Source organism: Kocuria salsicia, assembly GCF_007681555.1.
GTDB classification, from domain to species: Bacteria; Actinomycetota; Actinomycetes; order Actinomycetales; family Micrococcaceae; genus Kocuria; species Kocuria salsicia.
In genome coordinates this window covers 1,016,119-1,042,433 of sequence record NZ_VELE01000001.1, presented here as the reverse complement: position 1 = coordinate 1,042,433, position 26,315 = coordinate 1,016,119, and the positions used below count along the sequence as shown (strand labels likewise).

At 70.3% G+C, this 26,315-nt stretch carries 24 protein-coding genes, 2 tRNA genes and 2 pseudogenes; 18 read left to right on the top strand and 10 right to left on the bottom strand.

Features of this window, described 5'->3' with window-relative positions; genetic code table 11:
* Positions 1 to 59 precede the first annotated feature (59 nt).
* Positions 60 to 512 carry an Lrp/AsnC family transcriptional regulator gene (locus tag FS770_RS04735; protein ID WP_144941121.1) on the top strand — a complete coding sequence of 151 codons (453 nt, stop codon included), beginning with the start codon at positions 60 to 62 and terminating at the stop codon, positions 510 to 512.
* Between the two features lie 91 nt (positions 513 to 603).
* Here FS770_RS04735 and FS770_RS04730 read toward each other — a convergent pair.
* The 5 genes from FS770_RS04730 to FS770_RS04710 all read right to left on the bottom strand — a co-directional run bounded on the left by FS770_RS04730 (position 604) and on the right by FS770_RS04710 (position 4,280).
* Positions 604 to 693, bottom strand: a tRNA-Ser gene (locus FS770_RS04730).
* Positions 694 to 787: 94 nt separating this feature from the next.
* A complete protein-coding gene (gene tadA, locus FS770_RS04725) occupies positions 788 to 1,273 on the bottom strand; it encodes a tRNA adenosine(34) deaminase TadA (protein WP_145010219.1) in 486 nt (161 codons plus the stop codon).
* 5 nt (positions 1,274 to 1,278) lie between these two features.
* On the bottom strand, positions 1,279 to 1,980 hold the full coding sequence (locus tag FS770_RS04720; RefSeq protein WP_145010216.1) for a hypothetical protein: 702 nt from the start codon (positions 1,978 to 1,980) through the stop codon (positions 1,279 to 1,281).
* Positions 1,981 to 2,034: 54 nt separating this feature from the next.
* Positions 2,035 to 3,318, bottom strand: a complete 1,284-nt coding sequence (locus FS770_RS04715) for an ABC transporter permease (protein ID WP_144941115.1) — start codon at positions 3,316 to 3,318, stop codon at positions 2,035 to 2,037.
* The gene (locus tag FS770_RS04710) at positions 3,315 to 4,280 is read right to left on the bottom strand and encodes an ABC transporter ATP-binding protein (protein ID WP_145010213.1); all 966 of its coding nucleotides are present in this window, start codon (positions 4,278 to 4,280) and stop codon (positions 3,315 to 3,317) included. Before FS770_RS04710 ends, FS770_RS04715 begins: the two co-directional genes overlap by 4 nt.
* 220 nt (positions 4,281 to 4,500) lie before the next feature.
* On the opposite strand from FS770_RS04710, the gene upp reads away from it, so the two are divergent.
* The 3 genes from upp (at position 4,501) to FS770_RS04695 (ending at position 6,913) form a co-directional block, all read left to right on the top strand.
* A complete protein-coding gene (upp, locus tag FS770_RS04705; RefSeq protein ID WP_144941111.1) occupies positions 4,501 to 5,136 on the top strand; it encodes a uracil phosphoribosyltransferase in 636 nt (211 codons plus the stop codon).
* A gap of 337 nt (positions 5,137 to 5,473) precedes the next feature.
* On the top strand, positions 5,474 to 6,271 hold the full coding sequence (locus tag FS770_RS04700) for a winged helix-turn-helix domain-containing protein (protein ID WP_144941109.1): 798 nt from the start codon (positions 5,474 to 5,476) through the stop codon (positions 6,269 to 6,271).
* Between the two features lie 120 nt (positions 6,272 to 6,391).
* Positions 6,392 to 6,913, top strand: a complete 522-nt coding sequence (locus FS770_RS04695; protein WP_145010210.1) for a SixA phosphatase family protein — start codon at positions 6,392 to 6,394, stop codon at positions 6,911 to 6,913.
* Here FS770_RS04695 and FS770_RS04690 read toward each other — a convergent pair.
* The 3 genes from FS770_RS04690 to FS770_RS04680 all read right to left on the bottom strand — a co-directional run bounded on the left by FS770_RS04690 (position 6,895) and on the right by FS770_RS04680 (position 8,477).
* Positions 6,895 to 7,167: a hypothetical protein gene (locus FS770_RS04690; RefSeq protein WP_055086253.1), complete on the bottom strand. Its 273-nt coding sequence runs from the start codon at positions 7,165 to 7,167 to the stop codon at positions 6,895 to 6,897. The two genes, FS770_RS04695 and FS770_RS04690, sit on opposite strands and share 19 nt — an antisense overlap.
* A 21-nt stretch (positions 7,168 to 7,188) precedes the next feature.
* Positions 7,189 to 8,244: a GmrSD restriction endonuclease domain-containing protein gene (locus tag FS770_RS04685; RefSeq protein WP_186366683.1), complete on the bottom strand. Its 1,056-nt coding sequence runs from the start codon at positions 8,242 to 8,244 to the stop codon at positions 7,189 to 7,191.
* Between the two features lie 160 nt (positions 8,245 to 8,404).
* A tRNA-Arg gene (locus FS770_RS04680) sits at positions 8,405 to 8,477 on the bottom strand.
* A 270-nt stretch (positions 8,478 to 8,747) separates the two neighbouring features.
* Here FS770_RS04680 and FS770_RS04675 point away from each other — a divergent pair.
* The 3 genes from FS770_RS04675 (at position 8,748) to FS770_RS04665 (ending at position 12,473) form a co-directional block, all read left to right on the top strand.
* Complete coding sequence (locus FS770_RS04675; RefSeq protein ID WP_145010204.1) at positions 8,748 to 10,613, top strand: phosphoenolpyruvate carboxykinase (GTP); 1,866 nt, start codon at positions 8,748 to 8,750, stop codon at positions 10,611 to 10,613.
* Between the two features lie 133 nt (positions 10,614 to 10,746).
* A complete protein-coding gene (locus FS770_RS04670) occupies positions 10,747 to 11,229 on the top strand; it encodes an RrF2 family transcriptional regulator (RefSeq protein WP_144941099.1) in 483 nt (160 codons plus the stop codon).
* Positions 11,230 to 11,285: 56 nt separating this feature from the next.
* Positions 11,286 to 12,473 (top strand): globin domain-containing protein, encoded by a 1,188-nt coding sequence (locus tag FS770_RS04665; protein WP_145010202.1) that lies wholly within the window; start codon positions 11,286 to 11,288, stop codon positions 12,471 to 12,473.
* A 100-nt stretch (positions 12,474 to 12,573) separates the two neighbouring features.
* On the opposite strand, the gene FS770_RS04660 is transcribed toward FS770_RS04665, so the two are convergent.
* Complete coding sequence (locus tag FS770_RS04660) at positions 12,574 to 13,983, bottom strand: phosphomannomutase/phosphoglucomutase (protein ID WP_144941095.1); 1,410 nt, start codon at positions 13,981 to 13,983, stop codon at positions 12,574 to 12,576.
* A 116-nt stretch (positions 13,984 to 14,099) separates the two neighbouring features.
* Here FS770_RS04660 and FS770_RS04655 point away from each other — a divergent pair, with 116 nt between their 5' ends.
* The 8 genes and pseudogenes from FS770_RS04655 (at position 14,100) to FS770_RS04620 (ending at position 20,786) form a co-directional block, all read left to right on the top strand.
* Complete coding sequence (locus FS770_RS04655) at positions 14,100 to 15,383, top strand: type I phosphomannose isomerase catalytic subunit (protein ID WP_145010199.1); 1,284 nt, start codon at positions 14,100 to 14,102, stop codon at positions 15,381 to 15,383.
* Between the two features lie 57 nt (positions 15,384 to 15,440).
* On the top strand, positions 15,441 to 16,091 hold the full coding sequence (locus FS770_RS04650) for a TetR/AcrR family transcriptional regulator (protein WP_244944736.1): 651 nt from the start codon (positions 15,441 to 15,443) through the stop codon (positions 16,089 to 16,091).
* A gap of 177 nt (positions 16,092 to 16,268) precedes the next feature.
* On the top strand, positions 16,269 to 16,931 hold the full coding sequence (locus tag FS770_RS04645) for an SDR family oxidoreductase (protein WP_144941091.1): 663 nt from the start codon (positions 16,269 to 16,271) through the stop codon (positions 16,929 to 16,931).
* A gap of 87 nt (positions 16,932 to 17,018) precedes the next feature.
* Complete coding sequence (locus FS770_RS04640; RefSeq protein WP_144941089.1) at positions 17,019 to 17,357, top strand: acylphosphatase; 339 nt, start codon at positions 17,019 to 17,021, stop codon at positions 17,355 to 17,357.
* A gap of 246 nt (positions 17,358 to 17,603) precedes the next feature.
* Positions 17,604 to 17,786 (top strand): annotated as a pseudogene (locus FS770_RS14010) (pyruvate kinase); the annotation flags it as partial.
* A pseudogene (locus tag FS770_RS14005) lies at positions 17,714 to 18,784 on the top strand (pyruvate kinase). The pseudogenes FS770_RS14010 and FS770_RS14005, both read left to right, overlap by 73 nt.
* Before the next feature lie 106 nt (positions 18,785 to 18,890).
* Positions 18,891 to 19,700, top strand: a complete 810-nt coding sequence (locus FS770_RS04630; protein WP_144941087.1) for a di- and tripeptidase — start codon at positions 18,891 to 18,893, stop codon at positions 19,698 to 19,700.
* A gap of 237 nt (positions 19,701 to 19,937) precedes the next feature.
* On the top strand, positions 19,938 to 20,786 hold the full coding sequence (locus FS770_RS04620) for a glycerophosphodiester phosphodiesterase (RefSeq protein WP_145010196.1): 849 nt from the start codon (positions 19,938 to 19,940) through the stop codon (positions 20,784 to 20,786).
* Here the strand turns inward: FS770_RS04620 and purB are convergent.
* Positions 20,741 to 22,174 (bottom strand): adenylosuccinate lyase, encoded by a 1,434-nt coding sequence (purB, locus tag FS770_RS04615; protein ID WP_414672747.1) that lies wholly within the window; start codon positions 22,172 to 22,174, stop codon positions 20,741 to 20,743. The two genes, FS770_RS04620 and purB, sit on opposite strands and share 46 nt — an antisense overlap.
* Before the next feature lie 189 nt (positions 22,175 to 22,363).
* Between purB and FS770_RS04610 the strand changes: the two genes are divergently transcribed.
* The 3 genes from FS770_RS04610 to FS770_RS04600 all read left to right on the top strand — a co-directional run bounded on the left by FS770_RS04610 (position 22,364) and on the right by FS770_RS04600 (position 26,277).
* Positions 22,364 to 22,813, top strand: coding sequence for a WXG100-like domain-containing protein (locus FS770_RS04610; RefSeq protein ID WP_144941078.1), 450 nt, complete (start codon positions 22,364 to 22,366; stop codon positions 22,811 to 22,813).
* Between the two features lie 206 nt (positions 22,814 to 23,019).
* The gene (locus FS770_RS04605; protein WP_145010193.1) at positions 23,020 to 25,065 is read left to right on the top strand and encodes an alpha/beta hydrolase family protein; all 2,046 of its coding nucleotides are present in this window, start codon (positions 23,020 to 23,022) and stop codon (positions 25,063 to 25,065) included.
* A 42-nt stretch (positions 25,066 to 25,107) separates the two neighbouring features.
* Entirely contained in the window at positions 25,108 to 26,277 is a 1,170-nt protein-coding gene (locus tag FS770_RS04600) for a histidinol-phosphate transaminase (RefSeq protein WP_145010190.1), read from the top strand.
* Positions 26,278 to 26,315 lie beyond the last annotated feature (38 nt).

The following is a 26,315-nucleotide window of genomic DNA, read 5'->3' as shown; positions in this document are numbered from 1 at the left end:
GGTGAAATGTGCTTGCTTATCTCCAATAGGAAGACGGTTTTCGTGAGAGGATTCTCGGCATGGACAAACTCGACCGGAAGATCCTTTCACTGCTGCAGGGCGATGGTCGAGCAAGCACCACGGACCTCGCCCAGCAGGTGGGTCTGAGTTTGTCCTCGTGCCACCGGCGGCTCAAGGAGCTGGAGCGTTCCGGAGCCATCCAGCACTACCGCGCGGTGGTGGACCCGCAGGCCGTGGGGCTGGGGTTCGAGGCCCTCGTGTTCGTGCGCATGGAGCACACCGGGCCGACGGTGATCGCCCGGTTCGAGACCATGGTGGAGCAGATCCCCCAGATCATCGAGGCGGAGCGGCTCTTCGGCGAACCGGACTTCATGCTCCGGGTGCTGGTCGCGGATCTCGCGGCCTACCAGAAGTTCTACGACACCGTGCTCAGCGGGCTGCCCGGGGTGCAGCGGCTGAACTCGACGCTGGTAATGAAGCGGATTGGCCCGGACCGGGAGATCCCGGTGTGAGAGGCGGCGCCGTGCGTCCACGGGGCATCCCTGGAGTATGAGTGAGGGCCCTGCCTCCCCGAGATCTCGGGGGAGCAGGGCCCTCGGCCACTGGCGGTGACGGTGGGATTTGAACCCACGTTGGCTTTGACACCAAACATCATTTCGAGTGATGCACCTTCGGCCGCTCGGACACGTCACCAGCTCCCAACACTTTACAGGCCCGCCCGCGACCGCTCCAAACCGGGGCGCACCCGTGCGCGGGGAGCGTACTGGTGCGTGCGACCTCGTCGGCGTCAGCGGCCGTGCCGGTGGCCGCGGAAGAAGTCGCGCAGCAGGGCCGCGCACTCCTCCTCCCTGACACCCCCGGTGACCTCCACCCAGTGGTTGAGCCGGGGGTCGCGCACGATGTCGAACACCGAGCCGCACGCTCCCGCCTTGGGATCCCACGCGCCGAACACAACCGTGGAGATGCGGGAGAGCACGACCGCGCCGGCGCACATGGCGCACGGTTCCAGGGTCACGACGAGCGTGCAGCCTTCCAGCCGCCACTCTCCGCGCCGTGCAGCGGCCGCGCGCAGGGCCAGGACCTCGGCGTGGGCGGTGGGATCGGCGTCGGCCTCCCGGCGGTTGTGCCCGCGTCCGATCACCGCGCCCTCGGCATCGAGGACTACGGCGCCGATGGGAACGTCCCCGGAGCCCGCCGTGAGTGCGGCCTCGGAAAGAGCCAGGTCCATCCAGCCCGAGAGCTGGATGGACCTGGCGGTGTGCGGAAGAGCCATCCGGCTCAGCGCTGGACCTGGTTCTGGGTGAACCAGGCGGAGGTGGGCGCCTTGTAGGCGGTGACGATCCAGAGGATGTCCACGACCACCTTCAGGAGGGCCAGCACGATCATGATGATGTTCCACGGCGCGGGGTAGATGAAGACGCCCATCAGACCGAACAGGCCGCCCAGGATGGCGAGGGCGGCAAAGATCGTTCCCAGGATGCGGGCCCAGTTCTTGCCCTTCTTGAGGTTGGACCACACCAGCAGGTACAGCGCGATGCCGATGACCAGGGAGATGATCGAACCGGTCGGTCCGCCGACGCCGCCGACGCCGCCGACCTTGCCGGCCATCTCGGTGGCGGTGCCCGAGTCCATGCCCATGTTGCGGTAGACCTCGACGAAGTCGATGGTGTTGACCGCGATGAGGCCCACGATGCCGCTCAGCACGTAGATGCCCAGTGACGTCATGGTGAGCTTGAGCAGCTTGTCGATCGTGCCGGGGCGCTCCGTCATGCCGGTGTACTGCCCGGGGTTGTACTCGGCGGTGCCGTACTTGCCGCCGGCCTCGCCGTACTGCTGACCGGAGTTCTGGGGTTCGGCGTACGGCTGACCGGCGGGAACGCCGTTGACACCACCGTGACCCGTAGCCCGCGGGTCATCTGTGTTCGGGTCTGCGGGCACTGCGGAACGGGGATCCTGGGGCTCGTTGGGGGTGGTGCTCATGAGGACGGTCCTTCCTGTGAGTACTACGCGGCGTGGTGCGTTGAGGGGGGGGAACTACTCGTACCGCAGCGCGGTGATGGGATCCTGCCGGGCGGCCCGCACCGCGGGAATGGTGCCGGCGAGGAAGGCGATGAACATCACCGCGAGGATGATGAGCAGGGTCTTGAGGGGGTCGAACAGGAACAGGCTCAGCCCGGGCAGCCCGGAGAGCAGGCCGCCGGAGAGCACGCCGCTGATGATGCTGCCGGCGGCCACGCCCACGGCGGCGCCGATTGCGGAACCCAGGAAGCCGATGAAGATGGCCTCGAGTGAGAACAGGCCGAAGACCTTCCCGCCGCTCATCCCCAGGGCCTTCATGAGCCCGATCTCCCGGGTGCGCTCCTGCACGGACATCAGCAGCGTGTTGACGATGCCGAAACCGGCCGCCAGCAGCGCGATGATGGCGAAGGAGTTGAGGATCCACACGATCCCGTTGATGACCGCGCGGAACATCCCGAGCTGGTCCTCCACGGTGCTGCCCATCATGCTCTCGTCCGCCAGCTGGGACTTGACGGCACCCAGCTTGGAGGCGTCGTCCACGGTGGCCGTGGCGGTGAAGTAGGAGTTCGGGATCTTCCGGGGGCTGCCAGAGACCTGGTAGTCGTAGAGCTTCTTGTTCAGCCCCGCGGAGGGGATGGGGTTGTCGGAGGAGCCCGCCAGGGACGCCTGGGAGACCCCGGAGACCGTGACGGTGAACGCCTTGTCCTCGTCCACGGCGTTGCCGATGGTGATCTTCACGGTCTTGCCCACGGCGTCCTGGCTGGAGCCCAGCCCCAGCGGCTCCACCCATGAGGCCGGGAGCAGGATCTCGTCCTTCGCGCGGTCCGGCGTCTTCCCAGCCTCGAGCTGCAGGCCGTCCGCTTCCGGGGGAGAGCCCAGGCTCAGCGTGAACTTCTTGCCGTTGGCCGCCTCGAGGTACTTGGGCGTGACCATGTACATGGGGTCCACGGACTCCACCCCGTCGATCTTCTCGATCTTCGCGATGTCCGAGTCGCTCAGCCCGCTCATGGAGCCGAAGCCCATCCGCACGTTGGCGTCGTCCGGGTTGTACTCGGTGGGCCCGTCGTCCTGGCCCGCGCCGGACGTGGACTGCTCGGAGACCTTCTGCACGAACAGGGCGTTGTCGTTGCCGAACGCGGCCACGGTCTTGTCGATGTAGTCGTTGACGCCCGTGCCGATCCCGGAGGTCAGGGTCAGCGTGAACGAGCCGATGAAGATCGCAATCACGGTCAGCACCGTGCGTGCCTTGGACCGGAACGTGTTGCCGATTGCCGTGCGCAGCAGATCGATGAATTTCACGCGGTGGCTCCTGGCTGCTCGGGGGTGCTGGGGGAGGCACTGTGCTTGCCCGTTCGCGGCGGCTGCTGCGCGGCACGGGCGATTTCGGCCACGTCCGCCTCGCTGAGCATCACGATCGCGCCGGTCCGCGGCTCCTTGACGGTCAGCCCGCCCGTGTCCTCATGGGGCGCGGCCTCCGGGGCGCCGTCCCAGGGTGTGCCGGCTGCCTGGGCAGCGGGCGCCTGTGCGGCGTCGTCGGCGGCCGCGGGACCGGGGACGCCGCCGCCGCCCGCGGCCTTCTCCGCCTCCGGCACGATCCGCCCGTCCACCAGGTGGATCTGGCGGGAGCAGCGCCGGGCGAGGTCCTCGTCGTGGGTGACGACCACCAGGGTGATGCCCTTGTCCCGGTTAAGACCGAAGAGGATGTCCTCGACCACGCGGGAGGTGGCCGAGTCCAGGTTGCCGGTGGGCTCGTCCGCGAAGATCACGGACGGGTCGTTGATCAGCGCACGGGCGATGACCACGCGCTGCTTCTGGCCGCCGGAGAGGTCCGTGGCCTTGTTCTGGGCCTTGTCCCCCATTTCCAGCTGTTCCAGCGCCGCCAGGCCCCGGCGCTTGCGCTCAGCCGCGGGAACACCGGCGATCTTCAGCGGCAGCGTCACGTTCTCCAGGACCGTCTGGCCAGGGGTGAGGAAGAACTGCTGGAACACGAATCCGAAGGCGGAGTTGCGCAGCTCGTTCAGTTCCTTGGCGCTGAGGTCGTTGGTGGGCCTTCCCTCGAGCGCCACCACGCCGTGCGTGGGTCCGTCCAGCAGGGCCAGCAGGTGCATGAGGGTGGACTTCCCGGAACCCGACTTCCCCACGATCGCCAGCGACTCGCCCTTGCCGATCTCCAGGTTGATGCCCTTGAGGGCGTCGAACCTGGTTTCTCCCCGGCCGTAGATCTTGACCAGATTCTCCGTCTCGAGAACCGGAACCGTCATTCGATGTGTTCCTTCCGGGGGTGTGATGCACAGAACGCTGTCGGGTGACGCTTACGAGAATAGGACACACGTGTTCGGGAATCCCTCAGGTTCAGCGGTGTGTGATGAATTTGTGATGACGAGCTGGTGCGCGGCACCGGGTGCCGCCGGCCGGTGCCGATCCCTCCCGGCGGCCCCGGGTGGTGAGTGGGCGGGCCGGGCGACTGCTAGATTCTGGGGTATGCGAGTCACCGTCTTGGAGCATCCCCTCGTCGCCCACAAACTCAGCGTGCTGCGCGACAAGGACACGCCGTCGCCCGTGTTCAGGCAGCTGGTGGAGGAGCTCGTAACCCTCCTGGCCTACGAGGCCACCCGGGACGTGCGCGTGGAGACCGTCACCGTGCAGACCCCGGTGGCGCAGACCGAGGGTGTGGCGCTGGCCCGGCCGCGGCCGCTGGTGGTGCCGATCCTGCGCGCGGGGCTGGGGATGCTCGAGGGCATGACCCGTCTGGTCCCCACCGCGGAGGTCGGGTTCCTGGGCATGGCCCGGGACGACGCCACCCTGGACATCATCACCTACGCGGAACGGCTCCCGGACGACCTCACCGGGCGGCAGGTCTACGTGCTGGACCCCATGCTCGCCACGGGCGGCACCCTCAGCGAGGCCATCAAGTTCCTCTACCGCCGCGGCGCCGAGCAGATCACGTGCGTGTGCCTGCTGGCCGCACCCGAGGGGCTGGAACGGCTGAACGGCGAGCTCGAGGATGCCGAGGTGAACGTGGTGCTGGCCTCCGTGGACGAGCGCCTGGACGAGAACGCCTACATCATCCCGGGCCTCGGCGACGCCGGGGACAGGCTCTACGGCGTGGTGGACTGAGGGCCCGGGGCCGCCTCCGGTGCCCCGCTCCCCGCCCTGAGTGGGGATCTCGCACGACTGGTTGACATTCGCTTTCAGGTGTGATTGCTCAAGCTCTCACCTGAGTTTGCTCGGCCGAGTGCAAAAATGCGCGGACTTTCGGTGAGGATTCATCCTCCCTGCGCCCGGCAATGCAACCCTTTTCCGCCAGCGGCTGGTCTGAGCTGCAGACTGTCTCATCATGTGAGAAAAATACGCTTCTATTACTTGCCAGTCTCGACCTTCATCGCCGACGATGTTGATAACGCCGTTTTCCAGGAAACTCACGGGAACGGGGCTTCACGAGGCAGGAGTTCTAATGACAGGCGCACCGGGATACGTCCACATCTCCCAGCGGCACCGCGTGGGCGGCACCCAGGCCCCCGTCCTGCCGCGAGGAGCCCGCCCCGTGGCCGCGACGCCCGAGAAGTACCGCCACCTGCGATCCGTGTCCGCGGAATTCAGTCCCGAGACCCGCAGCGGGGCCCAGCCCGTCGCGGAGCAGCAACCCACCGAGGCGCGCGGCTTCGTGCTCTACGTGGGCGTGGACGAGCAGGCCGCCGCGGACCGCGGCATCAACCTGGTCCAGCTGGTGCAGGACATCCGGCAGTACATCAGCGCCACGGTTCCGGAGTCGGACTCCTACGCCGCCGTCGCGCTCGCCCCCATCAACGCCGAGGGCACGGACCTTGAGGTCGTGCGCAGCGCCCTGGGCGATCCCACGTTCACGGACCCGGTGGTCGAGCCCATCGCACCCCTGCCGGCCAGCGGCGGCGGCACCATCGACTACCAGCGCGTGGGCGTGCTGATCGACCTCTCCCGCCGCGAGGTCTTCCTGGACGGCGATCTGCTCAACCTCACGCACCGCGAGTTCGAGCTGCTCAACTACCTGGTGGAGAACGGCACCCGCACGGTCGGGCGCACGGAGCTGCTGGACAACCTGTGGGGGGACGCGGACGAGGTCCCGTCCGAGCGCACCATCGACGTCCACGTGCGCCGTCTGCGCTCCAAGCTCGGGCGACTGGCCAACACCGTGCGCACCGTGCGCGGGCAGGGCTACCGGTTCTACGACCACCCTGAGGTCGTCGTCTGGGCCGCCCCCGAGTACTCCATCTGACGGGCTGGGCAACCGACGGGTCCAGGGACGCCATCACCACAGGTGGTCGCACGACGACGCCGGGTCGCGGGCCCGGCGTCGTCGTTCCCGGGCTCTGCTGCCCGTGACAGACTGGCTCGCATGACGCGCCACGACCTCAAGCACCTGGTGATCATGCGGCACGGTGAGGCTGACTTCCCGCGGGGGGTTCCCGACCACGACCGGCCGCTGACGCCGCGGGGCGCGCGCGAGGCCGCGGACGTGGGGCGGTGGCTCGCGGGCAACGCCGCTCCGGACATGATCCTGACCTCCCCGGCGCTGCGCACGCGCCAGACGGTCACGTGGGTGGGCCACGAACTGGGGGAGAAGGCGCCCACCCCGCAGCTGTGGGAGGGGCTCTACAACGCCACGGACGCGCAGCTCGTCGCCGCCGTGAACCACGTTCCCGAGACGGTGCGCACGCTGCTGGTGGTCGCGCACATGCCGGGTGTGCTGGACGTCGTGCTGCGGCTGGCCTCCCGGGACTCGGAGCAGGACGCCATGATGGACGCCGCGAGCGGGTTCCCCACCGCGGGCACCGCCGTGCTGGAGGTCGCGGGGGACTGGGCGCTGCTCGACGGCGCGGACGCCCGCCTCACCCGGTTCTACGCGCCGCGCGTGTGAGGTTTCCGGTCTGCGGCTGGGTCTTGGTCCCGTGACTCACGGGCGCGGCGCAGCAGCAGCACCACCAGCGACGCACCCAGCAGCACCATGCCCGCCAGGATCAGGTAGATGCCGAGGAAGGCTGTGCCCAGCCCGTCGTCGTCCGGCAGCAGGGCGATGCCGAGGAACGCGGCGCCCCACAGCACCACGGCGAGTCCCACCAGGATGCCGCCGGCGGTCCACAGTGTCCTGAGCGTGCGGTGGAAGGGCCTCATGCGTGATCCGTCCGGTCGGGGTCAGTGCTTGGCCTCACAGGCTACGCCGTCACCGTCGCCGTCCAGACCCGGGCGGTAGCCCGGCGAGCCCGCGTAGAGGGGCGCAGCACCGGCGGCACGGGCCTCGGCGCAGCGGGAGTAGTACACGTCTCCGCCGGCCACGCCGCCGTTCGCCCCGGGGACCGCGGGTGCCTGCTCCACAGGCTCCTGCACGGGAGCGGCGGGTTCTTGGTCAGCCGCGGGGGCCTCCGTCTGCGGGGCCGCGACGGGTTCGTCCACCGGCGCCGGCACAGCGCGAGCCTCCGGGACCTTCTGGTCCGGGCAGGTGTCCAGCACGCGCACCATGGCCTTCTTCTCGCCGTCCGTGACCCAGAGGTCGTAGCTGCGCTTCACGGCGATCTGCGTGGCCACGTACTCGCACCGCTCACTCGTAGCGGGCGGCAGCCACGTGGCGGCGTCCCCGTCCGACTTCTTGTTGTTGGTGGGCCCGTCCACCGCCAGCAGGTTGAGGGGGTCGTTCGCGAGCGCCGTGCGCCGGTCCGCGTCGAGCTGCTGGGCGCCCTTCTGCCACGCGTCCGACAGCGCGACCACGTGGTCGATCTGCACCTCGGAGCTCGTGTCCTGCCCGGCGGTGAAGTCCACGGTGCCGCCCGAGTAGGGGCTGAGCAGCGTGCCGGTGCGCACCTTGCAGCCGCGCGTGCCGGGTGTGACCTCGATGCCGGTCATGTCCCGGCGCAGGATGTCGTTGCGGGTGTCGCAGCCGTTGTGGTCCGTGTCCGCCCAGCGCGGGCCGAACTCGTCGCGTGAGTAGCCGGTCTTGGGCGCGCGGCCCTTCACGGGCAGCTCGCCGAGGGCGGCCAGGGCCGTTCCTGCCGCGGCGTGCTCGGACGCGTCCTGCGGTTCGTCCCCCGACGACGCCGTGGCGCCAGCGGGTGCCCCGTCGTCCGCGGTCTCGTGGCCGGTGGCTCCGACGCTCGCGGAGGAACCGGAGGTGGGGGAGGTGGGGGACGGCGCCGTCGTGCCCGAGGAACTGGAGGGCGCACCTGGGGAACCGGGGATGGCGCAGCCGGTGAGCACCAGTGTGAGAGCGGCCGCGCCCAGGGCGAACCTGCGGGCGCGGGGGGAGCGGGCGGTGCCGGGGGAAGTCAGGGGGTGCCTCGATCCTCGTGGAGCGGCCGGTGGGGACCGGTCACAGACGAAGGACCCCGCATCCGGTGGATGCGGGGTCCTCATGCGGTGCGCCCGATAGGATTCGAACCTACAACCTTCTGATCCGTAGTCAGATGCTCTATCCGTTGAGCTACAGGCGCCCCTGCTGCGGTGGCCGTGGCCGTTGCAACGGGTAACAACTTACACCTGTGCGTCCCCGGCGACAAATCGCTGGAGGGTGTAGAACGTGCCCGGTGTGGTGTAACTCTCAGTTGGCGTGGGCCCGGTCGCGATAGACTCCAGCCACACCCACGCGCAACCCCGGCGGACCGGTGTGCGGGGCCCCTCCACAGTGGCGTGGGGCGGTACACGGACCCATCGGATCCTCCGGGACGCGGAATGCACGACGGCCTCAACGAGGAGACATGTCAATGGCTGACAACACCACGGCAACCACCGGGACCACCGAGCTCAGCAGCGAGGTGCGGGACTCGCTTGAGAATCCCCCCACCGACTACCGGGCCCTGACGGACTGGGTGCGGGAGATCGCCGAACTGGCGCAGCCGGAGCGCATCCACTGGGCGGACGGATCCGAGGCCGAGTGGACGCAGCTGACGGACCAGATGGTCGAGGCGGGCACCCTGGTGCGGCTGTCCCAGGAGAAGTTCCCCAACTCCTTCGCCGCGTTCTCGGACCCTGAGGACGTCGCCCGCGTGGAGGAGCGCACTTTCATCTGCACCAAGACGGAGAAGGGCGCGGGTCCCACCAACAACTGGGAGGACCCGCGCGTCATGAAGGAGACGCTCGAGAAGCGTTTCTCCGGTGCCATGCACGGGCGCACCATGTACGTGATCCCGTTCGTGATGGGCTCCCTGGACGCCGCCAAGCCGCAGTACGGCGTGGAGATCACAGACTCCCCGTACGTGGTGTGCTCCATGCGCATCATGGCCACCATCGGCACGCCGGTGCTCGAGAAGATGTCCCAGGACAAGGCCCCGTTCGTGGAGTGCGTCCACTCGCTGGGGGCGCCGCTGCAGCCCGGCGAGGAGGACGTCCCCTGGCCGTGCAACCCGGCCAAGTACATCGTCCAGTTCCCCGAGGACCGCGCCATCTGGTCCTTCGGCTCCGGCTACGGCGGCAACGCGCTGCTGGGCAAGAAGTGCTACGCGCTGCGCATCGCCTCCGCGATCGCCCACGACGAGGGCTGGCTGGCCGAGCACATGCTGATCCTGAAGGTCACGGACCCCGAGGGCGACTCGCGCTTCATCGCGGCGGCGTTCCCCTCCGCGTGCGGCAAGACCAACTTCGCGATGCTCGAGCCCACGGTGCCCGGGTGGAAGGCCGAGATGGTGGGCGACGACATCGCCTGGATCCGCTTCGGCAAGGACCGCACCCCGCGGGTGGTCAATCCGGAGGCCGGCCTCTTCGGCGTGGCCCCCGGCACCGGCTGGTCCACCAACCCGAACGCGATGCACGCGATCGCCCGCGGCAACACCATCTTCACGAACGTGGCGCTGACCGACGACGGTGGCGTGTGGTGGGAGGGCATGACGGACGACGTCCCCGAGCACCTCACCGACTGGAAGGGCCGGGACTGGACGCCCGAGTCCGGGCGTCCCGCCGCGCACCCCAACTCCCGTTTCTGCACCCCCATCAAGCAGGTGGAGATTCTGGCGCCGGAGTACGACGACCCCGAGGGCGTGCCGCTGTCGGCCATCATCTTCGGTGGCCGCCGCAAGACCACCGTGCCGCTGGTCTCCGAGTCCTTCGGCTGGGAGCACGGGGTGTTCCAGGGCGCCACGCTATCCTCCGAGACCACCGCCGCCGCGAAGGGCGCGGTGGGTGTGGTGCGCCGCGACCCCATGGCCATGCTCCCGTTCATCGGCTACAACGCGAACGACTACCTCGAGCACTGGCTGGACACCGGTGCCCGCATGGGCGAGGAGAACATGCCGCGGATCTACTACGTGAACTGGTTCCGCCGCACTGCGGACGGCGGCTTCGCGTGGCCGGGCTTCGGCGAGAACTCCCGCGTGGTCAAGTGGATCGTGGAGCGGCTCAAGGGCACCGCCGATGGGCACGAGACACCCGTCGGCATCCTTCCCGCCAAGGAGGACCTGGATCTCGCCGGTCTGGAGATCTCGGACGAGGAGCTGGACGCCGCCCTGCGGGTGGACCGTGACGAGTGGTTGAACGAGCTGCCCGGGATCGACGAGTGGTTCGCCCGCCTGAAGGACGTCCCCGAGGTCATTCTCGAGCAGCGCGCCGGTCTGGAGGAGCGGCTGCGCCAGAGCTGACCGCGGGCACCGGGCGGGAACTTGCGGGGCGAGACACCGCCCGGTGACCGGGATATGATCGCGCCGCGCGGCCAAATGGGCCGCGCGGCGTCGTCATGCGTGGAAGAGGGCGGCCCGCGAAGAAGGGACAAGTGTGCGGCTGACGGCATTTTCGGACATCGCGCTGCGTGTGCTGCTGCTCATGGGGGGGCTGGCACCGGAGACGATGCTGTCCACCCAGCGGATCGCCGACGGCGTGGGTGCCCCCTACAACCACGTGGCCAAGACCGTGGCCAGGCTGCGCGGCATGGGCCTGCTGTGCTCCCAGCGCGGGCGCTCCGGCGGGGTGATGCTCACGGACGAGGGGCGTGAGGCCCGCGTGGGTCAAGTGCTGCGGGTGCTCGAGGCGGACACCGCCATCGTGGAGTGCGAGGCGGACGAGACCGCCTGCCCCCTGAACCACGGCTGCCGCCTGCGCAGGGCCCTGGCCGGCGCGCGCGAGGCGTTCTACGGGGAACTGGACACGGTGAGCATCGCGGAGCTCGTCAATCCGCGGCAGGTGGGTCCGATCGCCGTGCAGCTGGGTCTGCGACCCCCCGAGCAGCCGGATTCGGGGACGCCCACCTCGGCTATCTAAGTGGCATCTTGAATGCTAAATTGGCTTCCGTCACATGTCGACGAGAGGAAGCCACCATGCTGTCCGAGAAGTCCCGCCCGGTCGTAGAAGCGACCATCGGCATCATCGCCGAACGCATCCCAAACATCACGCCCGTGTTCTACAAGTCGATGTTCGAGGCCCGCCCGGACCTGCTGGACGGGATGTTCAGCCGAGCGAACCAGAAGAACGGCACGCAGCCACAGGCGCTTGCCGGGTCCATCGCGATGTTCGCGTCCCACCTGCTCAACCACCCGGACTCGTACCCGGACGAGGTGCTCTCCCGCGTGGCCCACAAGCACGCCTCCCTGGGCCTGCTGCCCGAGGAGTACCCCACCGTGCACGAGCACCTGTTCGGCGCGATCGCCGCGGACCTGGGGGACGCGGCGACGCCCGAGGTGGTGGCCGCGTGGGACGAGGTCTACTGGCTCATGGCGGACGCCCTCATCAAGATCGAGAAGGGGCTCTACTCCCAGCAGGCCAACGACGTCATGTTCGCGCCCTTCCGCCTGATCTCGAAGGAACCGGTGGCCGAGGGCGTGGTGGCCTTCGAGTTCGAGCCCGCGGACGACACCCCCATGACGCCCTCTGTGGCAGGCCAGTACATCTCCATCCAGGTGGTCGTGATGGACGGCCTGCGCCAGCCCCGCCAGTTCACCCTGGTGCCGAGCGACCCCGGCCACCGGCGGATCGTGGTGCGCGAGGATCCCGAGGGGGAGGTCTCGCCCATCCTGCACGAGAACATCGCGGTGGGTGACGTCCTGGAGATCTCCAACCCCTACGGGGACGTGACCCTGGACCCGGACTTCCACGGCCCGCTCGTGCTCGTCTCTGCGGGCATCGGCATCACCCCGGTGGTGGCGTTCCTGGACCAGCTCGCGCGGGAGGACCCCGAGCGCGAGGTGCTCGTGCTGCACGCGGACCGCTCCGAGGCTGCGTGGCCCGGCCGCGAGCTCGTGCGCGACTACGTCTCCCGCATGCCCAACGCGAAGCTCGTCTCATGGCTCGCCGCCCCGGGCGAGGGGGACTTCGAGGGCCACATGGACGTCTCCCAGGTGGAGATCCCCGAGGGCGCAGAGGTCTTCATGTGCGGGCCCCTGGCCTTCATGCAGTCCGTGCGCTCGCAGCTGGTCGCCGGCGGGGTCCCCGGCCGCTCGATCCACTACGAGATCTTCGGCCCGGACCTGTGGATGCTCCACGACGAGGCGCGCACCGCGAACGCCTGAGTTTCCCGGGGCCCTGTCACCGGTTCCGTACGACGACGCCGCGCAGCCAGATCTGGTTGCGCGGCGTCGTCGTGCCCGCGGGGCGGTGTCTGCTCGGGTCTCAGCCCTCGCGCACAATGCGCAGGACGGTGTCCCGCACGGTCTCCATGGCGGCGGCGTCTGGGGCCTCGACGTTCAGGCGCAGGAACGGCTCCGTGTTGGAGGGACGCAGGTTGAACCACCAGCCCTGCTCGGGGTGGGTGAACGTGGTGCCGTCCATGTCCTCGACCGTCACGGCGGGGTCCTCGGCGGCGAAGTGCGCGCGCACGCGGTCCACCGCGGCGGCCTTGTCCTCGATCTCCGAGTTGATCTCTCCGGAGGCAGTGTACGGGTCGTAGCGGTCCATGAGCTCGCTCAGTGGCGCGTCCTGCTCGCCGAGGGCGGCGAGGACGTGCATGGCCGCGAGCATTCCGGTGTCCGCGTTGAAGAAGTCCTTGAAGTAGTAGTGCGCGGAGTGCTCCCCCCCGAACACGGCGTGCTCGGCGGCCATGACGGCCTTGATGAAGGAGTGCCCCACGCGGGTGCGTACTGCCCGTCCGCCGTTGGCCTCGATTAGCTCGGGAACCGCCTTGGAGGTGATGAGGTTGTGGATCACCACGGGGTGCTCCTCGCCCCCGGCCTGGGCGCGGGCGATCTCTCGCTCGGCGACGATCGCCGCGACCGCGGAGGGCGAGACCGGATCCCCGTTCTGGTCCACCACGAAGCAGCGGTCTGCGTCCCCGTCGAATGCGAGTCCGATGTCCGCCCCGTGCTCGCGGACCGCGTTCTGCAGGTCCACCAGGTTGGCGGGCTCAAGGGGGTTGGCCGGGTGGTTGGGGAACGTGCCGTCCAGCTCGAAGTACAGGGGCTCGATCTCCAGGGGCAGCGCCGGGAGCAAGGTGTCGCCGAGCACTGCGGGGGTGGTCAGGCCAGCCATCCCGTTGCCGGCGTCCACCACGACCTTCAGCGGACGGATGCCGCTGAGGTCCACGAGGGATCGCAGGTAGCGGGCGTAGTCGCCGAGCACGTCCCGCTCGGACGCGGTGCCCTGGTGCTCCGCGGCGGGGATCTCGCCGGAGTCCAGGTAGCCCTGGGCGGTGTCACGGATTTCGTACAGCCCGGTGTCCGAGGACACGGGAACGGCACCGGCCTTGGCCATCTTGATGCCGTTGTACGCGGCGGGGTTGTGGCTCGCGGTGAACGTGGCACCGGCGCAGTCCAGCGTGCCGCAGGCGAAGTACAGCTCGTCCGTGGAGATGCTGCCGATCACGGTCACGTTCGCACCGCGGCGCGTGGCGCCCTCGGCAAACGCCGCCACGAACTCCGGGGAGGAGGGGCGCATGTCCCCGCCGACCACCACGCCCGAGCCCGCGAGGCCCAGGACGTCCACGAACGCCGCACCGGTGGCACGCACACTCTCGGCGGTGATGCTCTCACCCACGATGCCGCGGACGTCGTAGGCCTTGAATGATGATGAAAGATCTGTGGTCACCGTTCGGATTCTACGGGAGGCGCCCCCACGCGCTCCTCAGGCGGGGCGTCCCCACTTGCGTCCCTGTGCCGCGCACCGCACGGTTTTTCCCCGGGCGCTGTGGTTACATGTGCGACATGGCCGAGTTCCTGAGGATGAGCAACCCGATCCAGCACTACGCCTGGGGGTCCTGCTCGGTGCTCGCGACCATGCAGGGTCGCCCCGCACCCACCGCGGACCCGGAGGCCGAGATGTGGATGGGGGCCCACCCGAGCGCGCCGTCCCACGTGGAGGTGCAGGGCGCTCGCCGCGGGTTGCACGAGGTGCTCCCGCACCTGCCGTTCCTGCTCAAGATCCTCGCCATCGCCGCGCCCCTGTCCATCCAGGTCCACCCCTCCACCGAGCAGGCGCAGGAGGGCTTCGCGCGCGAGAACGCGGCCGGGGTCCCGCTCGACGCGCCCCACCGCAACTACAAGGACGACCGGGCCAAGCCCGAGACCGTGGTGGCACTGTCCGAGATGTGGCTGCTCGTGGGCCAGCAGGACCGCGCCCGCCTCGCGCGGCTGGCCGAGCACCTCGACCTGGCCTGGCTCGAGCTCGCGGTGCAGACGCCGTGCCCCGTGCAGCACGTCCTCGAACTGCCGGACGACGACGCCGCAGCGGCCGTCCGCGCGAGCGTCGCCGCGGCCTCACGGACCTCAGAGCCCGACAAGGCGGAGTCCGCCGCTGCGGGGCAGTCCGGCCCCGGTTCACAGTCTGAGGCCTCCGCGACGTCTGGGCCGTCGGTGCACTCCGCCCCGTCCACCGGCCCGGAGGCGGAGAGCACAGGCGCCGCACCCCGTGCCCTCTCCCCGGAGATGGACCCGGTGCAGCGCGCCGTCGCCCTGATCCGGCTGCTGGCCCACCACTACCCGGGAGACCGGGGGCTGCTGGTGGCGCTGTGCATGAATGTGGTGCACCTTGCCCCGGGGCAGGCGCTGTTCACCCCGGCCCAGCAGGTGCACGCCTACCTCAGCGGCACGGCCGTGGAGATCATGGGATGCTCCGACAACGTGCTGCGCGCGGGGCTTACCCCCAAGCACGTTGACGTGGCAGAGCTGCTGCGCGTGATGTCCAGGACGTCCGAGCCCGTGGCAGTGATGGAGCCGCGCGCGGAGCCCGGCGGCACCGTGAGCTACCCCCTGTGGGATCCTGCGGTCTCGCTCGTCTCTGCGCGCGTGTCCCCCGGGAACCCCGTGCGCCGGGAGCTCGCGGGAACCTGCATGGTGCTGGTGACGGAGGGTGAGGTCACCGTGGTCCCGGGGAACGTGCGGGCCTCCGCCGGGCAGTCCCTGATCTGTCTGGAGGGACCGGGCACCGCCACGATCGAGGGCGAGGGACAGGTCTTCCTGGTGGAGGCGGTGGCCGTCAGCGGCCAGTGAGCCTCCCGCCCGATCTCACCCCTAGGGCTGTCGCGACGATCCGGTCGGACGCGTTAAATGACAAGGCCACTTATTCTCGACCTCGTCATGGGAGGACGCATGGACCGGCGGATCGAACGGACCCGCACCGCGGTGGTCGAAGCCGCCGTGGCGCTGGCTGCGCGCGGCGCCCCGGCCGTGGGCATGACCGAGATCGCCACTGCCGCCGGTGTCAGCCGCAAGGCCGTCTACGAGAACTTCGGCTCCCGGGACGAGGTGCTGCGCAGTGCCACCGAGTGGCTGCTGCGCGACGCCGTGCCGTCCGTGGAGCCCGCCGGCACCCGTGAAACCACCGTGTGGGTGGCCGTCCTCGCACCGGTCGTGGCGCACATGACAAGCCACCGCGACTACTACCGCAACGTCCTCTCGGGTCCGGCGGGCGCGGCGGCCCGTGACGCCGTGGTGGACCACGCCGTGGCCGGGCTGCGCGCCGAACGAGCCCGGCGCAACGAGTCTGGGGCGGACGGTGTCGGGAGGATGGTGGGCGGCGTCGGCACCGTTGCACGGGACGGGGCGGTGGCTGCCGTGCAGTGCCGGCGGGACCGCTTCGCCGTGCACGGTCTCGTGGGCTTGGTCGCGGATGCGCTGCTGCAGCGCTCCGACGCCGATCTGGGGGGTCTGTTCCGCGAGCTCACGGAGGGTCTGTCCACCCTCGCGCCCGGCGGGTGAGGTCGAGTCCGGCGCAGGCGGAGGCGGCCCGTCCCCTGGGCTCCACCTGGGCCTCACTGAGGAGCAGCGTCCGGGGAAAGCACGGGGTGCCGGAATATCCACCCGCCCGTGATTGCTGTACTGGTCCCGGGGACGCAGCCGTTTCCCGCGGCATCGTTGCGACAGGAAGGACCAGCAATGTCTGAGATCACGATCATCGGCGGCCACGGCAAGGTGGCGCTGCAGCTGAGCCGTCTGCTCTCGACCCAGGGGGACACAGTGCGCTCCGTCATCCGCAAGGAGGAGCAGAGCGAGGACGTGGAGAACACGGGTGCCACACCCGTGGTCGCTGACGTCCAGAGCCTGGACGTGGCAGCGCTGACCGAGCTGCTCTCCGGCCAGGACGCCGTCGTGTGGTCCGCGGGTGCGGGCGGCGGGTCCCCCGAGCGCACCTACGCTGTGGACCGCGATGCCGCGATCCGCAGCATGGACGCCGCCGAGGCGGCCGGCGTGAAGCACTACGTGATGGTGTCCTACATGGGCGCGGGCCAGGACCACGGGGTGCCCGAGGACAACGACTTCTACGCCTACGCCCAGTCCAAGGCGGACGCGGACGACCACCTGCGCGCCAGCTCCCTGAACTGGACCATCCTGGGCCCGGGCATGCTCACGGACGACGACCCCTCGGGATCGATCGCCCTGGGCCGCGCCGGGGAGGACGAGAACCGGGACACCTCCCGCGGCAACGTGGCCCTCGTGGCAGCCCGGACACTCACGGACCCCAAGGGCACCACCGGTGCGTTCATCGAGTTCGCGGACGGGGAAACCCCGATCGCCGAGGCGATCGACGGTCTCGCCTGATCCCCTGAGCGAGCGGTCAGCCAAGCGGCCCGGCCCGTGCCCGTCACCGTGACGTGCACGGGCCGGGCCGTCTTCTAGGCTGGGAGCATGGAGATGCCCTCGATCCACCAGAACCCCGCGTCCGGGCGCCCTTCCGAACCCCTCGACCTCAACGAGACCATCGGGCTCAGCGCAGTGGTGCACGGCACCGTCCAGGGCGTTGGCTTCCGGCACTGGTGCTGGCAGCAGGCCCAGGAGCTCGGTCTCGTGGGCTCCGCGACGAACAACGACGACGGCACGGTGACCGTCGTCGCCGAGGGGCCCCGGTGGGCCGCCGGGGAGTTCCTGCAGGCGCTGATCTCCCGGGACACCCCGGGCGCCGTGATCACGGTGGACGAGCACTTCGGCCCCGCAACCCACTCCTACACCGAGTTCAGCACGCACTGACGGGCAGTCTCCCCTTCACCCGCCGTTGGCCCGGGTGAGCTGCCGTGGACGTGGCCGCGCGCCGTCGTGCCGGGGCCACGGCCGGAAGGGGAGCCCCATGACGGCAGCGAAAACCGGACAACAGAGGCAGCCGGTGCAGCGCCGACACCCGGCACAGCACAGGCACGCGACGAACGGGCCGCCGCGTTCCTGTCGCGCGTGGTCGGGCTGCTCGGACCGACGCCGGAGGGACACGGAACCCGCACCATGGTCACGTTGCCCTGTGAGGTGGCCACGGACACCGGCCTCGTCCGTTGCCTGGTGGCCGCCGGAATGGACGTGGCACGGATCAACTGCGCGCACGACGGCCCGGCACGGTGTACGCGCATGGTCGAGCACCTGCGGGCAGCGGCCGCGGAGCAGGGACGGGACCTGCGCATTGCGATGGACCTCGCCGGACCCAAAGTCCGTACAGGTCCGCTGCAGCCAGGTCCCCGCGTGGCCGGGATCAAGCCGCAGCGCAAGGCCACCGGTCACGTGCTGAGCCCGGTTCGGCTGTGGCTCGGCTCGTCCGCACCCGGGGACGACGGTGTCGCCTGCGTTCCTGTGGGCCCCGCACGGTGGCTCGCGCGGCACCGCCCGGGGGACCGCCTCCACCTGCGGGACGCCAGGGGCCCGCGAGCATTGGCCGCACCGTGCCCGAAGCCTTCCGCGACGCCCGGGTGGGGCACCGGGTGCTGCTCGACGACGGCAGGCTGGGCAGTGTCGCCACCGCCGTGGGCCCCGGGACGATGGACGTGGAGACCACCCGGGCGGCGCCCGGCGGCAGCAGACTCTCGGCGGAGAAGGGCATCGACTTCCTGGACACCGACCTCCTCATCCCCTCCTTGACGGCGCGGGACCGGGAGGACCTGCGCTTCGTGGCCCGTCATGCGGACATCGTGAACATGTCGTTCGTGCGCCGGGCACGGGACGTCGCAGACCTCCTGGCCGAACTGGAGGCGATGGAGGCCCACGGCCTGGACGTGACCCCGAGGAACGAAACCGTGGGCGGTTTCGAGCAGCTGCCCATGATGCTGCTGGAGGCCAGGCACTGCTAGGACTGCGGGGTGATGACCGCGCGCGGGGACCTCGCGGTCGACACCGGATTTGAGCAGATGGCAGAGGCCCAGGAAGAGATCCTGTGGCTGTGCCAGGCCGTGCACGTGCCGATCGTGTGGGCCACCCAGGTGCTCGAAAGCCTGGCGAAGAACGGGATCCCCTCCCGTGCAGAGATCGCCGACGCCGCCCAGGGCCAGCGCACGGAGTGCGTGATGCTCAACAAGGGCACCTGCGTCGTCGAGGCCGTCCGGACGCTCTCCTTCGTGCTGGAGCGGGTGTGCGGGAACGCGTTTAAGAAGACGGACCTGCTGAGAGCGCCGCACGCGTGGGCCGATTTCGTGCGCTGAGCGAACCGCGCCCCGCGCAACGCTCAGGGCGCTGTGGAATAGTGGACGTGATGTTCTCGGCGGGATCCGCCGGGCAATGACTACCCGTGTCGAGGAGTGGACGTCGATGGGCCAGAATCCCCTGAACAAGGCATTTGACAAGGACGGAAAGCCCAAACCCGGGGTGAACAAGTTCCTGGACCATGCACTGCGCATCCAGCAGCCCTGGGTGGTCAAAATGCTCAAGCACGAGCGTCGGCAGCACCCGGACGCGACCCCCGAGGAGATCGCCCGACGCGCCCAGAAGATCTACGTCCGATCGGTGACCGTGGGCGGTGGGGCCGTGGGTGCGACCGCCGCCGTCCCCGGGATCGGAACCATCGCCTCCGTCGGGCTCTCCTCGGCGGCCGTGGCCGGGTACCTCGAGGCCACCGCACTCTACGCGCAGGCCGTCGCCGAGCTGCACGGCATCGAGCCCAGCGACGAGCAGCAGAACCGGACCATGATCATGGCGCTGATGCTCGGAGAGGACGGCAACGCTCTGATGGGCCAGCTGCTCGCCAACTCCTCCACGAGCAAGAACCTCACGGGCAAGTGGGGGCTGATGCTGGGCAAGTCGCCCGCCGACTCCAAGAAGTTCGACGTGGGCCGCACCATCCGCAGCATGTTTGTCAAGCGGTTCCTGGCCCGTCAGACCGGCGCGGTACTGGGCCGCGCCCTCCCCTTCGGCCTCGGCGCCGTGGTGGGTGGCGGTGCCAACCTCGCGATGGCCCGCCAGGTGGTCAAGGCCACCGACGAGGCCTTCGGGGGGTTCCCCGCCACGTTCCCGGCAAACCTGGAGGTGCAGGAGCGCGCCGAGAAGTTCAGGGACGGTGCCACGGCGTCCGATCAGCAGGCTCTGGACTCCGGGCCAACGGACCGCAAGAAGCGCAAGTAGTGCGGAGTTGAGCCTGTACGGCTGGCTCTGCGCGGCCTGCTGAACGTGCACGGTGCCCCGGGGCGGTCTCGACCTCCCGGGGCACCGTGCTGTCCGGGGCGGGGGTGTCTCCGTGGCTCGGTTCCTCCGGGGGCCGCGAGCTGGGGACCGGGATCCGGCCCCGGGGCACCCGCTCGGGGCAACGGCGTCGTCGACCCGTTCGACACGGCACCCCGTGCGGCTCGTACGCTGGGACGCGTGGCACACGCACCTCTCCCGTCTTCCGCACCCCCGCTCCTGTACGCGCACCGCGGCTCCTCCGCCAGCTATCCCGAACTGACCCGGGCCGCCTTCGTCGAGGCGCTGGCGGACGGAGCGGACGGCGTGGAGTGCGACGTCCACCTCACGCGCGACGGGTACCTCGTCCTGCACCACGACGACCAGCTGGGGCGCACCTCGGACGGCAGCGGCGCGCTCGCCGAGCACACGCTCGAGCAGCTGCGTGCGCTGGACTACACGTCCTGGAAGGGAGTGGGGATCCCGGCCACCCACGGCCTCGCCCACGAGCAGCTGATGTCCCTGGATGAGCCGCTGGACCTCCTGCTCGCCGCCGGCCGACCAGTGGGGCTCGCCGTGGAGACGAAGCACCCCAGCCCCCGCGGGCAGGGTCTCGAGGAGGCGTTGCTCGTGCTCCTCGAACGCCGGGGCTGGGATCCAGACAGCGGCTGGCTCGGCAGCGTCCGTGTCTCGATCATGAGCTTCAACGCCGACGCAGTGCGTCACCTCCTGGAGAGGGTCGCACCGCAGAACGTGTGCCAGCTGCTGGACGAGGACTCCGGTGCGCAGGCGCGGGAGAACCTCGTGGCTGGGCCGCTCGTCGGGCCTGGAATCGCCTTCGTGCGGTCCCACCTCTCCGAGGTGGAGCAGTGGTTGCGCGACGGAGCGGTGCTGCGCGTGTGGACCGTCGACACCGTCGAGGACACGCGGGCGTGCCTGGGCCTGGGGGTCCAGCAGATCACCACGAACGTGCCGCGCACCATGAGGGCGCGGCTCACGGGGGATCAGTCGCCGAACTCGTCCACGAGCTCCTCTGCCAGGCCTGTGTAGCCGCCGGGGGTGAGCTCGCTCAGACGCCGAGCGGTCGCCTCGGAGAGGCCCAGTCCCGCGATGAACCCGCGCATGCGCGCTGCGTCCACGCGGTGTCCCCGGGTGAGCTCCTTAAGCCGCTCGTAGGGGTTGTCCATGCCCTCGCGACCCGCGATGGCCTCGGCGCGCATGGCGGTCTGAACAGCCTCGCCGAGCACCTCCCAGTTGCCGTCGAGGTCCGCGGCCAGGGTCTCCTCGGCCACGTCCAGGCGGTCCAGGCCCTTCACCACGTTGGAGATGGCCAGCAGGGAGTGGCCGAACGCCACCCCGATGTTGCGCTGGGAGGACGAGTCCGTGAGGTCACGCTGCCACCGTGAGGTCACGAGCGTGGCGGCGAGGGTGTCCAGCAGCGAGCACGAGATCTCGGCGTTGGCCTCGGCGTTCTCGAAGCGGATGGGGTTGACCTTGTGCGGCATGGTCGAGGAGCCGGTGGCGCCCTCCACCGGGATCTGCTGGAAGTAGCCGATCGAGATGTAGGACCACACGTCCGTGCACAGGTTGTGCAGGATCCTGTTGAACCGGGAGAGGTCCGCGTAGAGCTCGGCCTGCCAGTCGTGGGACTCGATCTGCGTGGTCAGCGGGTTCCACGTGAGCCCGAGGCCCCTGACGAAGGTCCGGGAGATCTGCGGCCAGTCGGTGTCCGGCGCGGCGGCGGTGTGGGCCGCAAAGGTTCCCGTGGCGCCGTTGATCTTCCCCAGGAACGTGGTGCCCTCGATGCGCCGCAGCTGCCGCTCGAAGCGGTGGGCGAAGACGGCGAGCTCCTTGCCCAGGGTGGTGGGTGTGGCCGGCTGGCCGTGCGTGTGGGAGAGCATGGGAGTGGCCTTCGTCTCTCGGGCCATCTGCCAGACCGCCGCCACGAGACCGCGGGCGGCGGGCAGCCACGCCTGCTCGACGGCGTCCTTCACGCCCAGTGCGTAGGAGAGGTTGTTGATGTCCTCGGAGGTGCACGCGAAGTGCACGAGCGGGGTCAGGTGCTCCAGGCCGAGCTCCGGCAGCCGGCGGCCGATGTAGTACTCCACGGCCTTCACATCGTGCACGGTCACGGCCTCAAGCTCGGCGAGCTCGGCCACGGAGGCGGCGTCGAAGGAAGTGACCAGAGCGCGCAGGCCTGCCTTCTGCTCCTCGCTCAGGGGCTCCAGGCCCGGCAGGGCGCGCTGCTCGCACAGGTGGATGAACCACTCGACCTCCACGTGCACCCGCTCGCGGTTCAGCGCCGCCTCCGAGAGGAAGTCCACCAGCACGGCGGTCTGCGGACGGTAGCGGCCGTCCAGCGGCCCCAGCGCGATGGCGGGTTCCTGCTGGCCCAGGGCCACTCGTCCGGACGGGAGGGTCTGCGCGGTGTTCGACATGGCCCTCATTCTTCCATGCCGGTTCCGCGCACGGCGGCGGCGATCGCCCTCCACAGCCACGTTCCACGGCCGCCGGGCTCCGTGCCCGTGCACACGCACCGGTCGCCGCCCAGGCCGTCCCGGCACGCTTCCTAGCCTGGGTCCTTGACGCCGTCCGGATCCGCGGCCGGTGCCGGAAAGGAACCGCTCATGACACCCCTCGCGAGCTCGGCGCCGCCCGGTGCGAGCCCCTGGACCCTCGCCGGTCTGGTCCACGAACGGCTCAGCAGTCTCGCCGCCCGGTACGAGGCCGCCGCGGAGCACCTCGACGCCCTCGCCGCCCGGCTCGCGGAACTTGCACGGGCGGACGGTTGGGCCGGTCCGGGTTCGCGTGCCTTCACGGCGTGGGTGCAGCGCCACGGTCAGGACACCCGGGGGAAGGCGGAGCAGTGCCGGGAAGTTGCCGATCTCGTGCGGCAGACGGCGAGCATGCTCGGGCAGCGGATCCAGGACGTGGAGTCGGTCCTGGATCTCGGCGGGCCCCTGACCGGTGCACTCACCGCGGTGCTCGGTCCCGTGGCTCTGGGCGCGGGACTGGGCTCGGGACTGGGCTCGGGAATGAACGTGGGAATGGGCGCTGGCCTCGGAGCGTCGACGTGAGTGCGCCTCAGCCCACCCGCGTGCCCGGGGAGGATGACACACGCCCGGGCACCTCGGCGGACACGGAAAGAGGCGCCGAGACGGGCACTGACACCAGCAATGAGTCCGGCGTCGGTACGGGCCATGAGCCGGGCACTGAAACCGGCGCTGCGGCCACCTCTGAACACCGCTCCACCCCGCTTCCCGCGCCGGACATGGCGGCGGGCGTGACCGAGGTGCACGGAACGGCCGAGGACCTCCAGGGCGTGCTCTTCGCCGAGGGCACGGGGCCACGTCCCGCGGCGGAGGGCTTCGAGGACGCCGACGCCGTGGCGGCGGCCGTGGAGGGGGCGGCCACGAGCATGGAGGTCTCCGGCGGGGTCGTCGGGACCGGAACCGACGGCGCGGGCGGTGTGCGGGTGGACACCACCGCGATCGCGGCGCTCGCCAGTGCCCTCTCCGGTGTTGCCACGGACCTGTGCTTCGCGCTCGCGGGCATGGCGCCCCTGGCCGCCGAACTGGAGCTGTGGTCGCTGAGCGGACAGCCCCAGGCAGTGCACGCCGCCGCGCTCGCGGGGCTGGTGGCGGTGGACCTGCTGGGCGTGGGCGAGGGCGTCGCCGCAACCGGGGGCAGGCTGCTGCTCGCCCAGCTGCGGTACGCGGCCCTGGAGGACGTCCTCACCGGGGCGTTCTCGCGTGCCGCGCTGGATACGCCGCTGGGTGCCGTGGGCAGCTCCGTGGTGCGCGAGGTGTGCCGCACCGCGGAGGACGTGGACGTCGCACTCGCCCGGGCGGGCATCGGCTCACCCGAGGAGTTCGGCCGCAAGGTCGAGTTAACAGCATTCGGAGTCGTCGTGCGGGGCGGTGGCCCCCGCGGTACGGATGCCCTGATCCGGGGAATCGGGCTGGACGACATCGCGGACGCCGCGTTGCGCGTCCCCCTCGGCGGGACAGGATCAGGGGTGGCGGACGACGCCCCGGACGGCACCGCCCCGGGCCCCCACCCACCCGCAACGGGAGCGGCGGACACTGGCGCCGCGGGCACGGAAGCCGGCCGGGCGACGTCGTCGGGCGGCCTGACACTGGGCCAGTACCTTCGGTTCCGGGCCGTCGAGATGCTGAGTGGGTACGGTCGCCCCGAAGGTGGTGCCCACCACGCAGCGGGCGGGGCAGTGGAAGGAACGGCAGGCGGGGCGGCGGGCGCGGGGGAGAAGGACGTCCTCGCGGCCGCCGGTGGGATCCTGGCGCCGGTGGTGGCCGCCTTGATGCTGGATGCCCCGGGCATCCCGCGCTGGTACACCGCGTGGCGCACGGGGCGGCGGCTGCGCCCCGCAGAGGTCGCGGAGCGCGCGGTCACGGACAACCTACGGCCCTGGCTCACCGCACAGGCGCTGAAGCCCGCCACCCGGGAGGTATTCACCGCGCTCACCCCGGCCAACGCGGCGGCGCACCGCATGACGGGCATGGACCGGCGGGCCCTGCCTGCCGGCATCGAGAACCCCGGGACGATCCCCACTACAGTCGCCGGAACGGCCGCAGCCCTCAAGGACGCGAAGAACATCGTCTCCGGCGCCGGTCCGGACGGGACGCCCGTGGAGAACAGCACCGTGATGGTGCAGAAGGCCGTCGACGAGCAGGGCCGCCGTACGTTCTCGGTGGTGCTCACGGGCACGGAGGAGTGGGTGGACAGCCCGGGCGTGCACGATCTCAAGGGGATTGCGGAGGGGATGACGGCCCGGGTGGACGCCCCGCTCACCGAGCTGCCGCAGGCTCAGCGGATGGCGGTGCAGGCCCTGCAGGACGCCGGGATCCAGGAGGGGGACGCCGTGGTGCTCTCCGGCCACAGCCTCGGCGGGATCGACGCCGCCGGGCTCGCCGCGAACACGCAGTTCCGGGAGCGCTACTACGTCGAAGCCGTGACCACGTATGGCGCGCCGGTGGGGGACTTCGCGATCCCGGAGTCCACGTCCGTGATGGCGGTGGAGCACGTGGACGACGTCGTGCCCGCACTGGACGGGGTGGCGAACCCGGACTCGGGGCACCGCTCCACAGTGCGGCTCAGCACTGCCTACCCCTTGGCGCTGACCGGGGAGGCCGGATTCACCGGCGTGGGGGCGCACGACATGAACCTCTACGCCGTGGGGTCCCAGGGGATCTCGCAGTCCCACCACCCGGCGGTCGCCGCCCACGAGCAGCGGCTCGCGGACGTGGTCCCCCACGGGCCGGGCACGCGCACCGAGACCTACGTCTACGAGGGCTGGGAGGAGCACTGAGCACACCGGTTCCCGGCAGGGGCGGGCGCTAGCATGACAGCTATGGAACATTCCACGTCCGCCCAGGTACCGTCGGATCTCCCGCGGGACACCACGTGCATCACCCCGCGCGCGGCACTCGGCAGACTCCCCGCGTACGCGGCCGGCAAGCCGGCCAGCGAGGTGCCGGGGCTCGTGGCCTACAAGCTCGCGTCCAACGAGAACCCCTTCGGCGCCGTGCCCGCCGTGCGTGAGGCGCTCGCCTCGTTCGCGGACGTCAACCGCTACCCGGACCCCACCGCCACAGCGCTGAGGGAGGCGCTGGCCGAGCACCTGGACGTCCCGGCGGAGGACGTGGTGGCCGGAGCGGGCAGCCTCGGTGCCCTGAACCAGCTCCTCGCGGCGTTCGCCGGCACGGGGGAGGATGGTCAGCCGGATGAGGTCGTCTACGCGTGGCGCTCGTTCGAGGCCTACCCCATCTCGGTCGGGCTCGCCGGGGCCGCCAGCGTGCAGGTTCCCAACCTGCCGGACGGCTCTCACGACCTCGACGCCATGGCCGCCGCCGTGACCGAGCGGACCCGCGTGATCCTGCTGTGCACGCCCAACAACCCCACAGGCCCCAGCCTGCGCGACGAGGCCGTGCGGGAATTCCTGGCTAAGGTGCCCCCGCACGTGGTGGTGGTGGTCGACGAGGCCTACACCGAGTTCCAGCGCCTGGTCGGTCTCGCCAACGGGATCGACCTCTACCGTGAGCATCCCAACGTCGTGTCCCTGCGCACCTTCTCCAAGGCCCACGGGCTGGCCGGGCTGCGCGTGGGCTACACCGTGGCCCAGCAGAACGTCACGCGCCACCTGCGTCAGAGCGCGCCCGCGTTCTCCGTCACCGAGGTGGCGCAGCTGGCCGCTGTGGCGTCGTTGAAGAGCATCGAGCAGGTGGATGAGCGCGTCGAGCAGCTCGTGGCCGAGCGGGAAAGGGTGCTGCGCGGGCTCACGGAGCTGGGATGGCAGTACCCTGAGACGCAGGCCAACTTCGTGTGGCTGCCGCTCGGGGAGCACAGCGAGCAGTTCTCACGGGCGTGCGACGAGAAAGCCCTGTCCGTGCGCAGGTTCGGCGCGGAGGGGGTGCGGGTGAGTTTCGGGGAGCCGGAGGCCAACACACGGTTCCTGGAACTGTGCGCCTCGTTCCCGCACCTCAGCACCATGCAAGCCCCGCAGCGGACGGCGGACTGCTGAGGGCTGCGGCCCGCGAGGACCCCATGACCACGAAGACG